The 13,032-nt window shown below is 58.1% G+C and carries 17 protein-coding genes; 10 read left to right on the top strand and 7 right to left on the bottom strand.

Annotated features, from left to right (window positions below; translation table 11 throughout):
* Window positions 1-8 precede the first annotated feature (8 nt).
* Window positions 9-203: a carbon storage regulator CsrA gene (gene csrA / locus Q7C20_RS11740; protein ID WP_003192511.1), complete on the bottom strand. Its 195-nt coding sequence runs from the start codon at window positions 201-203 to the stop codon at window positions 9-11.
* A gap of 260 nt (window positions 204-463) precedes the next feature.
* Here csrA and Q7C20_RS11745 point away from each other — a divergent pair, with 260 nt between their 5' ends.
* A complete protein-coding gene (locus Q7C20_RS11745; RefSeq protein WP_348059629.1) occupies window positions 464-829 on the top strand; it encodes an SPOR domain-containing protein in 366 nt (121 codons plus the stop codon).
* A gap of 30 nt (window positions 830-859) precedes the next feature.
* On the opposite strand, the gene Q7C20_RS11750 is transcribed toward Q7C20_RS11745, so the two are convergent.
* The 3 genes from Q7C20_RS11750 to Q7C20_RS11760 all read right to left on the bottom strand — a co-directional run bounded on the left by Q7C20_RS11750 (window position 860) and on the right by Q7C20_RS11760 (window position 3,080).
* Complete coding sequence (locus tag Q7C20_RS11750; RefSeq protein ID WP_375067470.1) at window positions 860-1,549, bottom strand: endonuclease; 690 nt, start codon at window positions 1,547-1,549, stop codon at window positions 860-862.
* 4 nt (window positions 1,550-1,553) lie between these two features.
* Window positions 1,554-1,805, bottom strand: coding sequence for a DUF1654 domain-containing protein (locus Q7C20_RS11755; protein ID WP_375067472.1), 252 nt, complete (start codon window positions 1,803-1,805; stop codon window positions 1,554-1,556).
* A 186-nt stretch (window positions 1,806-1,991) separates the two neighbouring features.
* Window positions 1,992-3,080: an asparaginase gene (locus tag Q7C20_RS11760; protein ID WP_375067474.1), complete on the bottom strand. Its 1,089-nt coding sequence runs from the start codon at window positions 3,078-3,080 to the stop codon at window positions 1,992-1,994.
* 564 nt (window positions 3,081-3,644) lie between these two features.
* Here Q7C20_RS11760 and Q7C20_RS11765 point away from each other — a divergent pair.
* From Q7C20_RS11765 to Q7C20_RS11795, 7 genes are read left to right on the top strand one after another with little or no spacing between them, the layout of a single operon-like run.
* Window positions 3,645-4,604: a sugar ABC transporter substrate-binding protein gene (locus tag Q7C20_RS11765; RefSeq protein WP_348059615.1), complete on the top strand. Its 960-nt coding sequence runs from the start codon at window positions 3,645-3,647 to the stop codon at window positions 4,602-4,604.
* 57 nt (window positions 4,605-4,661) lie between these two features.
* Window positions 4,662-6,215 carry a sugar ABC transporter ATP-binding protein gene (locus Q7C20_RS11770; RefSeq protein WP_348059617.1) on the top strand — a complete coding sequence of 518 codons (1,554 nt, stop codon included), beginning with the start codon at window positions 4,662-4,664 and terminating at the stop codon, window positions 6,213-6,215.
* On the top strand, window positions 6,212-7,189 hold the full coding sequence (locus Q7C20_RS11775; protein ID WP_375067476.1) for an ABC transporter permease: 978 nt from the start codon (window positions 6,212-6,214) through the stop codon (window positions 7,187-7,189). Before Q7C20_RS11770 ends, Q7C20_RS11775 begins: the two co-directional genes overlap by 4 nt.
* Before the next feature lie 3 nt (window positions 7,190-7,192).
* Window positions 7,193-8,215 carry a LacI family DNA-binding transcriptional regulator gene (locus Q7C20_RS11780; protein ID WP_348059621.1) on the top strand — a complete coding sequence of 341 codons (1,023 nt, stop codon included), beginning with the start codon at window positions 7,193-7,195 and terminating at the stop codon, window positions 8,213-8,215.
* Between the two features lie 23 nt (window positions 8,216-8,238).
* Window positions 8,239-9,156 (top strand): ribokinase, encoded by a 918-nt coding sequence (gene rbsK / locus Q7C20_RS11785; protein WP_375067478.1) that lies wholly within the window; start codon window positions 8,239-8,241, stop codon window positions 9,154-9,156.
* Window positions 9,153-9,557, top strand: coding sequence for a D-ribose pyranase (gene rbsD, locus Q7C20_RS11790; RefSeq protein WP_348059625.1), 405 nt, complete (start codon window positions 9,153-9,155; stop codon window positions 9,555-9,557). The genes rbsK and rbsD overlap by 4 nt, the downstream gene beginning before the upstream one ends.
* Window positions 9,558-9,583: 26 nt before the next feature.
* The gene (locus Q7C20_RS11795; protein WP_375067480.1) at window positions 9,584-10,612 is read left to right on the top strand and encodes a nucleoside hydrolase; all 1,029 of its coding nucleotides are present in this window, start codon (window positions 9,584-9,586) and stop codon (window positions 10,610-10,612) included.
* A 32-nt stretch (window positions 10,613-10,644) separates the two neighbouring features.
* Here Q7C20_RS11795 and Q7C20_RS11800 read toward each other — a convergent pair whose 3' ends face one another.
* Window positions 10,645-10,857 carry a hypothetical protein gene (locus Q7C20_RS11800; protein ID WP_348062665.1) on the bottom strand — a complete coding sequence of 71 codons (213 nt, stop codon included), beginning with the start codon at window positions 10,855-10,857 and terminating at the stop codon, window positions 10,645-10,647.
* A 154-nt stretch (window positions 10,858-11,011) separates the two neighbouring features.
* Between Q7C20_RS11800 and Q7C20_RS11805 the strand changes: the two genes are divergently transcribed.
* Window positions 11,012-11,320: a hypothetical protein gene (locus tag Q7C20_RS11805; protein ID WP_375067482.1), complete on the top strand. Its 309-nt coding sequence runs from the start codon at window positions 11,012-11,014 to the stop codon at window positions 11,318-11,320.
* Window positions 11,321-11,463: 143 nt separating this feature from the next.
* Window positions 11,464-11,784: an I78 family peptidase inhibitor gene (locus Q7C20_RS11810; RefSeq protein ID WP_375067483.1), complete on the top strand. Its 321-nt coding sequence runs from the start codon at window positions 11,464-11,466 to the stop codon at window positions 11,782-11,784.
* A 74-nt stretch (window positions 11,785-11,858) separates the two neighbouring features.
* Here the strand turns inward: Q7C20_RS11810 and Q7C20_RS11815 are convergent, their stop codons facing one another.
* On the bottom strand, window positions 11,859-12,071 hold the full coding sequence (locus tag Q7C20_RS11815) for a cold-shock protein (RefSeq protein WP_003234260.1): 213 nt from the start codon (window positions 12,069-12,071) through the stop codon (window positions 11,859-11,861).
* Between the two features lie 288 nt (window positions 12,072-12,359).
* Window positions 12,360-12,674, bottom strand: coding sequence for a hypothetical protein (locus Q7C20_RS11820; protein WP_375067487.1), 315 nt, complete (start codon window positions 12,672-12,674; stop codon window positions 12,360-12,362).
* Between the last annotated feature and the right edge of the window lie 358 nt (window positions 12,675-13,032).

The following is a 13,032-nucleotide window of genomic DNA, read 5'->3' on the forward strand; positions in this document are numbered from 1 at the left end:
AGGGTGCTTCATGGAGTCTGGTTTTTGTCCGGAGCAGTCAGACCTGCCTGGATGCGCTGGTAAATCTCCTCGCGATGCACGGCAACGTCCTTGGGTGCGTTGATGCCGATTCGTACTTGCTGGCCGCTGACGCCCAGGATGGTGATCGTAATGTCATCACCGATGTTTATGCTTTCACCGACTTTGCGGGTGAGTATAAGCATGGACTTCTCCTTGATTACTTTTAAGGACACATGTTTCAGACAGGGCAGATGTCAGATGTGTGTAGCTTACTGCTAAGCGCTTCCCTGTGACTGCCTCTCTAGGACGCATAGAGGCGACATTAATTCCCATGGCGGCATCATACAGGTCTGCGATACATCATTCGCATTGTTTAAGCCAACGTTTATGACGGCCAGAATAGACAGTGAATGATAAAGTTGCCTCTTTTCCTTAAAGGAGCAGGGCAGTGCGTAAAGTAGCGATGGCAATTGCGGTGTTGGCATTGGCCGGTTGCGGTGAAGGTAAAAGCGTCGAGACCCCCAAGGCCAAGCCTGCCGTGACCGAAACCCTGCCACAAACTGCAACTATTGCCGCCCAGGAATGGGACGTGTGGGTCGGCCCGCCGGATCATAAGTTGCAGGCGATCACCGACCTGACTGCCTGGTTACTGGAACATGGTTTTAATTTTTATATCGTGAAAGTCGATGGCAAGGATGAGGTATTTTTGGGGCCGTTCGCCAGCAAGGCAGAAGCCGAAGCCAAGCAGGCGCAGCTGACTGAAAAACTGGCGCGCGCCAAAAAAAGCGACACTGAGTCGCAGGTTGTCGAGCATAAAACTGCGCAGTAAGGGTCGGCTGGGCGGGAACTCCGCCCACCTTCAACCGCAGGCTTTCAGGTTCACCGGGCCGACAAACTCATTGCCGCGCCCCATCACACACGCCACGGTCTGGTTCCGCTGGCGCTCCCAGGCTTGCACCGGGTAAGTCTTGTTCCAGGCTTCGTACAATTGGCGGTCCTGCTTTGACAAGCGCAGGCCGTATTGTTTGCTCATGTAAAAGTACGTTCGCGCGATCATGCCGCGAATGGATGGGCGTGGCATCACCTTCTTGGCCTTGAAGTCCACCTGGGTCAGGCATGAGCCGTATTGCCCGAGTTGTACCGGCAACCAACCAAAGCTGAAGTTATTACGGTCGCCATTGACCTCGCCGATGCTCGGCACCAGGTTGTGCAGGTCGGCCTCGGCGCGCTTGAATACGTCATCCCGGCGCGTGCAGTTCTTGCGCCCACCGTTTTGCCAGCACTGGCGTTGGTGCCCGATTTGCCAGGCCGGAACGATGTGCTCCCATTCGACGCGAGCGGCGCGCTTGGCATTTTTGCGCGGGATGTAACCGCAGGCTTTGAGGTCCACACGATTCCCGGTGTATTTGCAGCCGCAATAAAACTCGGTGGACTGCGGGGCGTAGAGCGTCCACGCGACTTTTTTTGCCTCGCTGAACGTGCGAGGCGCCTGGGCATGGGCGGCAACAGTAAAAAACAGGCAAAACACAGCAATAAAGCGGGCACTCATTGAATCAATCTTCCTTCGGCACAACCCAGAAAATCTGCACGCCGCCGTCATCCCGGTAGGCGAGGGTGACGTTGTCGTTCTCGGCAATTTCTTCCAGCAATTGTGCCCAGTCATCCTCCGGCTCATCCGGTAAACGAAAGATCAATGCAGCTTTGGCTTTCTGGGCATTGGTCGAGTTGATGATTTTTTGCACGCGAACAGCAAGGCGCGCATAGGCGTCAGGTGGGGTGGGTGCTGCGGAAGAAGACTTGGCCACGGAATATTCCTTAGTTTGCTGTACGTGCATACAGTATTTAACTGTGAGCAATTTCGCAACTACTTAACATTCAAGAAGTTCGTCGGACAGCGGCGGTGTATTCCGGTGAGGCGGGGAGTTGCATCAAGTCAGCTTGGCGGGAAGTAGAGGCGGGCAAACCCGCCTCTACCGAGGTGCTATCTGGAATCAGTATTCCCAGAACATCCGTTGCAGCTCTTTGCTGTCCTGAGTCTTGGTCAACGCAACCATGGCCAGGATCCGTGCTTTTTGCGGGTTCAGATCGTGTGCGACGACCCAGTCGTATTTGTCGTCAGGCTGTTCGGCATTGCGCAGAACGAAACCGCCGGCATTGACGTGGGAAGAACGAATGATCTGCACGCCTTGTTTGCGCAGCTCTTGCAGGGCAGGGACGACTTTGGCAGGCACCGAGCCGTTGCCGGTACCGGCATGGATGATGGCTTTGGCGCCAGCCTGGGCCAGGGCCTTGACGGCGGTGTCGCCCTCGTTGCCGTAGCCGTAGGCGATTTCCACGTCCGGCAGGCTCTTGATGGTCTTGATGTCAAATTCCGAATTCATGGTGTGGCGCTTGGCAGGCAAGCGGAACCAGTAGGATTTGCCTTCAACCACCATGCCCAGTGGGCCCCATGGGCTCTTGAATGCTTCGGTCTTGATATTGACCATCTTGCTGACGTCGCGACCCGACTGGATCTCGTCGTTCATAGTGACCAGTACGCCTTTGCCGCGCGCCTCTTTGCTGCCGGCTACGGCCACGGCGTTGTACAGGTTGAGCATGCCGTCCGCCGACATCGCAGTGCCCGGACGCATGGAGCCCACCACAATGATTGGCTTGTCGGTTTTTTCCACCAGGTTCAGGAAGTAGGCGGTCTCTTCCAGGGTGTCGGTGCCGTGGGTGATCACGATGCCATCCACGTCTTTGCTGTCGGCCAGTTCGGCCACGCGACGACCCAGTTGCAGCAGGTTTTCATTGGTGATGCTTTCGGAGGCAATTTGCAGCACTTGCTCACCGCGTACATTGGCGATCTGGCCAAGCTCGGGAACACCGGCAATCAATTGCTCGATGCCGACCTTGGCCGCCTGGTAGGTGGCACTGTTAGCAGCGCTGGCACCAGCGCCGGCAATGGTGCCGCCGGTGGCGAGAATAACGACGTTGGAGAGTGTGGTCTTGGATTCAGCTTCCTTTGCCTGGGCGGCAACGGGGAACAGCAGCAGAAGGGCGAGGGCGCCCGGAACAAAGGTCTTCAGTGCAGATTTCATTATTTTTCTCTCTGGTTTTTGATGAGTGCGGTAGCAGGTTCATCTAGAACACCCGGGCGGTTCTGAATGCCACGAGGTGCTGAGAAAGAGCAGGATTTGTACCAAGCCGATTGTGTTCCCTGATATAAATTAAGCCGTTGATTTAAAACAATTTATATCGAATTTTTGGGATGCTTTGACAAGCTGTTGTCCGGCTTTCCGAACGGTGAAGGGCCTTGTGTTCGGTTGTCCGAAAACTATGATGGAATGTCGATAGCTCGTGTGCGACGTGAGGGTGGCAGCCTGTCGTTTTAAAGAACGACCGGGCGTAGGCGATGTTTAATCGTTTCAGCTCAACAGCATGATGGCAGGCGGCAAGCGGGCCTGGATGAAAGACCGTTTTCTCCCGTTGACAAAACCCGACAAGGTTCTCATAGTTTGACTAACGCAAACGTTTGCGAGATGTTTCACGGCACACTCCTGGAGTATCGTGATCGCTCGTTTCAGCCGCCCGGGTGGGTGGGCTGCCGAACCCTGCTTCGGTGCAAGCGTTGCTCACAATAATCATAAGATCGGAGTGAACCCATGAAGCTGCCATTTGCTGGACGCCTTCTTGCTGTCGCTGTGCTTGCTGCCGCATCCGCTGCCCTGCCTCTCTCCTCTGCATTTGCCGATGACGCCGCCGCCAAACCCAAGGTTGGCCTGGTCATGAAATCCCTCGCCAACGAATTCTTCGTCACCATGCAAGACGGTGCCAAGGCTTATCAGAAAGAACACGCTGCCGATTTCGACATGATCACCAACGGGATCAAGAACGAAACCGATACCAGCGCGCAGATCGATATCGTCAACCAGATGATCCTGGCAAAGGTTAACGCCATCGTGATCGCCCCCGCCGACTCCAAGGCGTTGGTCACCGTGCTGAAGAAAGCCTCCGATGCAGGCATCAAAGTCGTCAACATCGACAACCGTCTTGATGTGGATGTGCTGAAAAGCAAAAACCTCGATATCCCGTTCGTAGGTCCGGACAACCGCAAAGGCTCCAAGCTGGTCGGTGATTACCTGGCCAAGCAGCTGGCGGCAGGCGATGAGGTCGGCATCATTGAAGGCGTGCCGACCACCACCAATGCCCAGCAACGCACCGCAGGCTACAAGGATGCGATGGACGCTGCCGGCATGAAAATCGTCTCCACCCAATCCGGTAACTGGGAAATTGACCAGGGCCAGAAAGTGGCTTCCGCGATGTTGAGTGAGTACCCGAAAATCAAGGCACTGCTGGCCGGTAACGACAACATGGCCCTGGGTGCTGTTTCCGCCGTACGTGCTGCAGGCAAGGCTGGCAAAGTGCTGGTCGTAGGCTACGACAACATCGAAGCCATCAAGCCGATGCTGCAAGACGGCCGCGTGTTGGCGACCGCCGACCAGGCAGCTGCCCAGCAAGCGGTGTTCGGTATCCAGAACGCGCTCAAGCTGGTCAAGGGTGAGAAGGTCGATTCCAAAGACGGCGTGATCGAAACCCCGGTCGAACTCGTCCTCAAGAAGTAATCCTGGCAGCACCCAACAGCGCCCGCTCGTCCTGAGCGGGCGCCTGGAGATTTTCCTATGTCATCTTCCGCCCCGAACGCTGTCCTCTCGGTCAGCGGTATCGGCAAGACCTATGCCCAGCCGGTTCTGTCCGACATCACCCTGACGCTCAATCGCGGGGAAGTGTTGGCGCTGACCGGTGAGAACGGTGCAGGTAAAAGCACGTTGTCGAAAATTATCGGCGGGCTGGTTACGCCGACTACCGGGCACATGCAATTCAATGGTCAGGATTACCGCCCCGGCAGCCGCACCCAGGCTGAAGGGCTGGGCGTGCGCATGGTCATGCAGGAGCTCAACTTGCTGCCGACCCTGACCGTGGCTGAAAACCTGTTCCTGGATAACTTGCCCAGTAAATGTGGCTGGATCAGCCGCAAGCAACTGCGCAAAGCCGCGATCGAAGCCATGGCCCACGTAGGCCTGGAAGCGATCGACCCGGACACCCTCGTCGGCAGCCTCGGCATCGGCCATCAACAGATGGTTGAAATCGCCCGCAACCTGATCGGCGACTGCCACGTACTGATCCTCGACGAACCCACGGCCATGCTGACCGCGCGTGAAGTCGAGATGCTGTTTGAACAAATCACCCGCCTGCAGGCCCGAGGCGTGGCGATCATTTATATTTCTCACCGGCTCGAAGAGCTGGCCCGTGTCGCCCAGCGCATTGCGGTATTGCGTGATGGCAAGCTGGTCTGCGTCGAGCCGATGGCCAACTACAACAGCGAGCAACTGGTCACCTTGATGGTCGGTCGCGAGCTGGGCGAAAAGATCGACCTGGGCCCGCGCAGTATTGGCGGCCCGGCACTGACGGTGAAAGGTCTGACGCGTTCGGACAAGGTCCGCGACGTTTCTTTTGAAGTGCGTGCCGGCGAGATCTACGGCATTTCCGGCCTGATCGGTGCGGGCCGTACCGAGTTGTTGCGTCTGATTTTCGGCGCCGACATTGCCGACAGCGGCACCGTGGCGCTTGGCTCGCCGGCTCAAGTGGTGAGCATTCGTTCGCCGGTTGACGCCGTGGGCCATGGCATCGCCTTGATCACTGAAGACCGCAAGGGCGAAGGACTGCTGCTGACCCAATCGATCAGCGCGAATATCGCCCTGGGCAACATGCCGAAAATCTCGGGTGGCGGCGTGGTCAACCGCCGCGACGAAACCGCCTTGGCCAAGCGCCAGGTCGATGCAATGAGTATCCGCAGTTCCAGCCCGGCGCAACTGGTCTCCGAGCTGTCCGGCGGCAACCAGCAGAAAGTCGTCATCGGCCGTTGGCTGGAGCGCGATTGCGCGGTGATGTTGTTCGATGAACCTACCCGGGGCATCGACGTCGGCGCCAAGTTCGACATTTATGCCTTGCTCGGCGAACTGACTCGCCAAGGCAAAGCGCTGGTGGTGGTGTCCAGCGACCTGCGCGAGCTGATGCTGATCTGCGATCGCATCGGCGTGTTGTCCGCCGGGCGCCTGATCGAGACCTTCGAGCGCGACAGCTGGACCCAGGACGAATTGCTCGCCGCCGCCTTTGCCGGCTATCAAAAACGTGACGCGCTGCTCAACGACGCAGTGCTTAGGGATACCCCATGAAAACCACACATTCTCCCGGTAAAGCGGGCGGCAACTTCTACGGCCTGGGTACCTATCTGGGGCTGGCCGGCGCCTTGCTGGCGATGATTGCGCTGTTCTCGGTGTTGAGCGATCACTTCCTCTCCTACGACACTTTCAGCACCCTGGCCAACCAGATTCCCGACTTGATGGTGCTGGCTGTTGGCATGACCTTCATCCTGATCATCGGCGGAATCGACCTGTCGGTGGGCTCGGTGCTGGCCCTGGCCGCATCGGCGGTCAGCGTGGCGATTCTCGGCTGGGGCTGGAGCGTGTTGCCTGCCGCTTTGCTCGGCATGGGCTGCGCAGCGTTGGCCGGTACCATCACGGGCTCGATCACCGTGGCGTGGCGCATCCCGTCGTTTATCGTGTCCCTCGGCGTGCTGGAAATGGCCCGCGGCGTGGCTTACCAAATGACCGGTTCGCGCACCGCCTACATCGGTGACTCCTTTGCGTGGCTGTCCAACCCGGTGGCTTTCGGTATTTCGCCGTCGTTTATCATCGCCTTAGTGGTGATCATCGCGGCGCAGTTGGTCTTGACCCGTACCGTGTTTGGTCGTTACCTGATCGGCATCGGCACCAACGAAGAGGCTGTGCGCCTGGCCGGCATCAACCCCAAGCCCTACAAAATCCTGGTGTTCAGCCTGATGGGCCTGCTCGCCGGTGTGGCTGCGCTGTTCCAGATTTCGCGTCTGGAAGCGGCGGACCCGAATGCCGGTTCCGGCCTGGAGTTGCAGGTGATTGCCGCTGTGGTAATTGGCGGCACCAGCTTGATGGGCGGGCGTGGCTCGGTCATCAGCACTTTCTTTGGCGTGTTGATTATCTCGGTACTGGCCGCCGGCCTTGCGCAGATCGGTGCCACGGAGCCTACCAAACGTATCATCACGGGTGCCGTTATCGTGATTGCCGTGGTCCTTGATACCTACCGCAGCCAGCGCGCCAGTCGGCGGGGCTAAACCATGGCAACGATCAAGGATGTGGCAGCGCTTGCGGGTATTTCCTACACCACGGTGTCCCATGTGGTGAACAAGACGCGCCCGGTCAGTGAGCCTGTGCGGATCAAGGTCGAGGCAGCCATCAAGCAGTTGGACTACGTTCCGAGCGCGGTTGCGCGCTCGCTCAAGGCCAAGACCACTGCGACGATCGGCCTGCTGGTGCCCAACAGCCTCAACCCGTATTTTGCGGAGCTGGCCCGTGGCATCGAGGATTACTGTGAGCGAAATGGTTACTGCGTGATCCTTTGTAACTCCGATGACAACGCTGAAAAGCAGCGCAGTTACTTGCGCGTATTGTTGGAGAAGCGCGTCGACGGCTTGATCGTGACCTCGGTGGGCGGCGACGACAGTGGCCTTGCCGAAGGTTTGAGCGCAGTGCGCACGCCGATGGTGATTGTCGATCGGGCACTGGATGGCATTGATGTCGACCTGGTGCGCATCGACCACGAGGAGGGCGCTTACCTCGCCACCCGGCATTTGCTGGAGCTGGGGCATCGGGACATCGCCTGCATAGGCGGCCCCGGCCACACCCGCGTGGCGCAAATGCGTCTAGCGGGGTATCACCGTGCACTGCGTGAAGCGGGCGTCGAAGTGGCAGCAGACCGTACCCGTGAGAGCGATTTCACCAGCATTGGCGGTTATGCCGCTGCGGTGCAATTGCTGGCGGACCAGCCGCCCAGCGCGATTTTCGCCAGCAACGACATGATCGGTTTCGGCGTGTTACGCGCTGCGGCAGAGCGCAATATCCGTGTCCCTGGTGAACTGTCGGTGATCGGCTTTGATGACATTCAGATGGGCCGCTATGTGTACCCGGCGCTGACCACGGTCGGGCAATCGATCGTGCAACTGGGCGAAACGGCGGCCGAGCTTTTATTGCGACGAATTGCGACACCCCAACTGCCGATCGATCAACGCATCGTGACGCCGAGCATTGTATTGCGTGAGTCCACGGCGCCGTTTGCCGGCGTATTCGCCCAATGTCGCTGAACCGAATTGATGAGAACTGATGTATGCCAGCAAAAGTAGTGGTAGTAGGCAGCTTGAACATGGACCTGGTCACGCGTGCCAGTCGGCTGCCGCGTGCCGGTGAAACCCTGATCGGCCAGACGTTCTCCACCGTTCCCGGCGGCAAGGGCGCCAACCAGGCGGTGGCTTCGGCGCGCCTGGGGGCAGAGGTGGCGATGATCGGTTGCGTCGGCACCGACGCTTACGGCACTCAATTGCGCGATGCGTTGCTGGTGGAGGGCATTAACTGCCAGGCGGTCAGCACCGTGCCCGGCTCCAGCGGCGTAGCACTGATTGTGGTGGATGACAGCAGTCAGAACGCGATAGTGATCGTGGCCGGCAGCAATGGTGAGCTGACGCCCGCTTCGTTGCAGGCGGTTGACGCCGTGTTGCAGGCCGCCGAGGTGATTGTCTGCCAGCTGGAAGTGCCGATGGACACGGTGGGCCATGCCCTCAAACGCGGTCGAGAGTTGGGCAAGACCGTTATCCTGAACCCGGCGCCGGCCAGCGCGCCGTTGCCTGCCGAGTGGTACGCCTCGGTCGATTACCTGATTCCGAACGAAAGCGAAGCCACGGCCTTGAGCGGCGTGACGGTCGACTCCCTCGACAGCGCGAAGGCCGCTGCGATGAAGTTGATAGAGGCCGGTGCAGGCAAAGTCATCATCACCCTGGGTTCTCAAGGCGCTTTATTCACCGATGGCAAAAGCTTTGAGCACTTGATGGCGCCGAAGGTCAAGGCGGTGGACACCACGGCTGCCGGTGACACTTTTGTCGGCGGCTTTGCCGCAGCCCTCGCCAGTGGCAAAAGCGAAGCCGAGGCCATTCGTTTTGGCCAGGTCGCGGCGGCACTGTCGGTGACCCGCGCCGGTGCGCAACCTTCTATTCCCACGCTGCACGACGTTCAAGGTTTTGTGCCCTCATGAAAAAGACACCTTTGCTCAATATCGCCCTGTCGCGCGTGATTGCGTCCCTGGGGCACGGTGACATCCTGGTGATCGGCGATGCCGGCTTGCCGGTGCCGCCGGGCGTCGAATTGATCGACCTGGCGCTGACCCAGGGCATCCCGGATTTCATCAGCACCTTGCGCATTGTGCTGAGCGAGATGCAGGTAGAAAGCCATGTGCTGGCGGAAGAAATCCTGCTCAAGCAGCCGCCGGCGCTGACAGACCTCAACAGCCTGGCTGAACAGGCGGCGTTGGGTGAGCGTCGTCTGGTCAGTCATGACGAGTTCAAACAGCTGAGCCGCAAGGCCCGTGCCGTTGTGCGCACAGGCGAATGCCAGCCTTACTGCAATATCGCGCTGGTCTCCGGCGTCACGTTCTAGCGTTTTCCCACGACAAGGAGTGTTTCATGCAACATGGTCTTCCAACCCTGAAAAACCTGTTTCGGAGTGTCCTGCTTTTGTCCGCACTCACCGCAGCCAGCGCCCACGCGGCGGAAAAAATCGACCTGATCATCGACACCGATCCAGGTGCCGATGACGTAGTGGCCTTGTTGTTCGCCATGGCGTCCCCCGAGGAACTGAGCATTCGTGCGCTGACCACCGTCGCCGGTAACGTGCGCCTCGACAAAACTTCACGCAATGCGCGCCTGGCGCGCGAGTGGGCAGGGCGCGAGGACATTCCGGTGTACGCCGGGGCGCCAAAGCCGATGCTGCGCACGCCTATCTACGCGGAGAATATTCACGGCAAGGAAGGCATTTCCGGCGTGACCGTGCACGAGCCGAAAAAAGGCCTGGCCGAAGGCAATGCGGTTGACTACCTGATCAAGACCTTGAGCACCGCCAAGCCGCACAGCATTACCATCGCCATGCTCGGCCCGCAGACCAACCTGGCACTGGCGCTGACCCAGGCACCGGAAATCACTCAGGGCATCAAGGAAGTGGTGGTGATGGGGGGCGCGCACTTCAACGGCGGCAACATCACGCCGGTGGCCGAATTCAACCTGTTTGCCGACCCGGTTGCGGCCGAAATCGTACTCAAAAGTGGTGTGAAGCTGACGTATCTGCCGCTGGACGTGACCCATAAAGTCCTGACCAGCGAGGCTCGCCTCAAGAAAATCGCCGACCTGAACAACAACGCGAGCAAAGTCGTCAGCAGTATTCTCAATGAGTACGTCAAAGGCGATATGGAGCACTACGGCATTCCAGGCGGCCCGGTTCACGATGCCACGGTGGTTGCTTACCTGCTCAAACCCGAGTTGTTCAGCGGTCGCGAAGTCAACGTAGTCGTAGACAGCCGCGAAGGCCCGACCTTCGGCCAGACCATCGTCGATTGGTATGACGGTCTCAAACAGCCGAAGAACGCATTCTGGGTTGAGAACGGCAACGCCCAGGGCTTCTTCGATCTGCTGACCGAGCGCCTGGCACGTCTGAAGTAAGGTGTTTGCCGGTCGGCGCTCGCCGGCCGGTTCTATTCGCGCTCGGGGTTATGTGCCCCCATGTGGTCGGCCGGGTATTTCTCGAATACCTGGCCGATGAACGCTTGCGCAGCGCTGGTGCCCAGTTCTTTGACCAGCAGATCGATACCGATGATTGCCAACTCTTCAGGGCTTCCAGGGCTGTAGGAGCTTTGCCCTTGTGGCCATTTGGCTTTGATGTCGGCTTGCAGGGTTACGGTGGTCATGGGTGTCTCGCGAGCTGGGAGTACGGGGCGACGCGCTATAACGCGGTTTAACCGGGGCAGTTAACCATTTCGCGCGGCGTTTGGCACTGCTACTTAGGCATGACGGGAGCGCTGTGCGACACTGTTGTTCTGTCTAATTGCCAGGAAACAGCGCGTGCAGATCGATTTGAACAACCCCGAAAACCTCACCCTGGCCGCCGTGCGCCAACTGATCGCCAGTGCCAGCGACGACGAGCATACGCAGTTGCGCGTGACCAAAGCCGGCATTGCCTATATATCCTCCGGTAACGCCGTGGGCGGCGTGGACATCGATGGGCTGCTGTTTCGCCTGGAAACCTGGGCCAAGGGGTCCGGCTATGTCGGCAACGTGGCGGCCAGCGATGAGGTGTGGGTGATGCAGATTTTCAATGCGTTGAAACAGAACTGGCCAAAGCCGGCGTTTGACTACATCGATATCTATTGAGTGCGTTCATATCTGGTGACGATTGACCGGGCGAATGCGTGTCGAGAGTCAGGCAGACTTGCCCGCAGCCGGTTTACTTCTTGAAACCATACCGCGATATCGCTGTCGCACGATCTCTGTCCATTTTTATCATAGGAGGCTTCATGCCTTGGAAGCTTGCATCATTCGGTACTTTGTTGGCAGCACTCGCATTGGCGGGTTGCAGCACCCCGGGTGCCTCCGTGCCAGCTAAAGATGCCGTCGCGACCGAAGCAGGCAGTGGCCGCTGTGAGGCAAAGGCCGCCGAGTTCGCAATCGGTCAGACCGCCTCTCCCCAGTTGCTGGAGCAGGCACGTACCCGTTCCGGTGCGCAGAATGCACGCATTCTTAAGCCAGATGACATGGTGACCCTGGAATACCGCTCCGACCGCCTGAACCTGAACACTGACAACAAACTGGTGATCACGCGTGTTAACTGCGGCTGATAGCCTCGCAGCTTTTGTAGCGCCCATAAAAAACCCCGTCACATGGACGGGGTTTTTTTTGGCTCAGCGGAGAATTACTCGCCGCGAACCTGTGCAGCTTGCATACCCTTTTGGCCTTTCTCAGCCACGAAGGAAACAGTTTGGCCTTCTTTCAGGCTTTTGAAACCGTCGCTTTCGATAGCTTTGAAGTGTACGAACAGGTCGTCACCGCCACCTTGAGGAGTGATGAAGCCGAAGCCTTTTTCATCGTTGAACCATTTAACGGTGCCGGTTTGGCGATTAGACATGGTGTATCTCCAAGAAACATATATTTTCAGTAGTGCTGTGCTGCTCAGGCCAACTGGGCACACCGGGATATCATAGTCGAAATGTTCGGCTTGGGAGCCCCCCCAAGGCATTGTTTGCTAATCAATAGCGTTGCGTTCAGCGCCTTGGTTGGCTGGAAGCCCCGAATTACGGGGCTTCCAGGCAAAATTTCGACTCTAAAAAAAAGCGTAAAAGCTGCGTAATTTGTGAGAAATAGCAGTTTTAAGGCTGTTTTTTCAGCAAAACAGCCGTCTGATCAGTCACGGATTTTAATTTTTCTTCACGACTTTGCAGGACGAAATAGCCGTCACCGCTTTGGTTTTCAGCGCTTGGCTGGCGTTCGGGTTGGTCATGAGCTCTTTGATTTCTGCAGTGCTCAATTCGGCATTGATTTTGTCGGCGCCACATTCGCAATGGTCTTTGGCGGTTTTGGCATCTACGTTCTGCTGGGCAGCTGAGCTGCAGTCTTTGACGAAGCTATCGCGGGCGCCTGCCGGCCAGTTCGATGGGGCAGCTGCCTGCGCGCCAAGGGAAAGGAATGCCAGGGAAGCAGCGAGGGCGAGGGTCGAGGTAAAACGCATCATGTGGATGCTCCTTTGGGTCGAGGACGAACGGCGATTCTCGATGGGTTTGAGGCTCGGCGTACAGCTCAAGTTCACTTTTGCGCCTATAAAGGCTGGAATTTGTGTTTCGTAAGGGCGCGCGGGGGCGATGACCGTTCATCTGTGCTAGGATCCTGCGCTTGGCTATTTCCAGGCGCGCCATTTGCCGCCTTGCCAGGTTCTTTTTAGCTCACTCCAGTCACTCTGGTTCGATTATCGGTTGGCCGAAAGGCTCCTGCCGCTGTAAGGCAGGCGTTCAGCAATGAACGGCCTGGTATTGGATCTTGTACTGGCTCATCCCAACCCACGTGACCTTTGGTAGGGGTCACCACTAGGAGAG

The sequence above is a fragment of the Pseudomonas sp. AMR01 genome (genome assembly GCF_041946035.1).
GTDB lineage: Bacteria > Pseudomonadota > Gammaproteobacteria > Pseudomonadales > Pseudomonadaceae > Aquipseudomonas > Aquipseudomonas antarctica_B.

Bases quoted from the DNA above. Each gene is read 5' to 3' on its own strand.
- csrA (WP_003192511.1), bottom strand. From the start codon at position 203: ATGCTTATACTCACCCGCAAAGTCGGTGAAAGCATAAACATCGGTGAT.
- Q7C20_RS11745 (WP_348059629.1), top strand. From the start codon at position 464: ATGGCAATTGCGGTGTTGGCATTGGCCGGTTGCGGTGAAGGTAAAAGC.
- Q7C20_RS11750 (WP_375067470.1), bottom strand. From the start codon at position 1,549: ATGAGTGCCCGCTTTATTGCTGTGTTTTGCCTGTTTTTTACTGTTGCC.
- Q7C20_RS11760 (WP_375067474.1), bottom strand. From the start codon at position 3,080: ATGAAATCTGCACTGAAGACCTTTGTTCCGGGCGCCCTCGCCCTTCTG.
- Q7C20_RS11765 (WP_348059615.1), top strand. From the start codon at position 3,645: ATGAAGCTGCCATTTGCTGGACGCCTTCTTGCTGTCGCTGTGCTTGCT.
- Q7C20_RS11770 (WP_348059617.1), top strand. From the start codon at position 4,662: ATGTCATCTTCCGCCCCGAACGCTGTCCTCTCGGTCAGCGGTATCGGC.
- Q7C20_RS11775 (WP_375067476.1), top strand. From the start codon at position 6,212: ATGAAAACCACACATTCTCCCGGTAAAGCGGGCGGCAACTTCTACGGC.
- Q7C20_RS11780 (WP_348059621.1), top strand. From the start codon at position 7,193: ATGGCAACGATCAAGGATGTGGCAGCGCTTGCGGGTATTTCCTACACC.
- rbsK (WP_375067478.1), top strand. From the start codon at position 8,239: ATGCCAGCAAAAGTAGTGGTAGTAGGCAGCTTGAACATGGACCTGGTC.
- rbsD (WP_348059625.1), top strand. From the start codon at position 9,153: ATGAAAAAGACACCTTTGCTCAATATCGCCCTGTCGCGCGTGATTGCG.
- Q7C20_RS11795 (WP_375067480.1), top strand. From the start codon at position 9,584: ATGCAACATGGTCTTCCAACCCTGAAAAACCTGTTTCGGAGTGTCCTG.
- Q7C20_RS11800 (WP_348062665.1), bottom strand. From the start codon at position 10,857: ATGACCACCGTAACCCTGCAAGCCGACATCAAAGCCAAATGGCCACAA.
- Q7C20_RS11810 (WP_375067483.1), top strand. From the start codon at position 11,464: ATGCCTTGGAAGCTTGCATCATTCGGTACTTTGTTGGCAGCACTCGCA.
- Q7C20_RS11815 (WP_003234260.1), bottom strand. From the start codon at position 12,071: ATGTCTAATCGCCAAACCGGCACCGTTAAATGGTTCAACGATGAAAAA.
- Q7C20_RS11820 (WP_375067487.1), bottom strand. From the start codon at position 12,674: ATGATGCGTTTTACCTCGACCCTCGCCCTCGCTGCTTCCCTGGCATTC.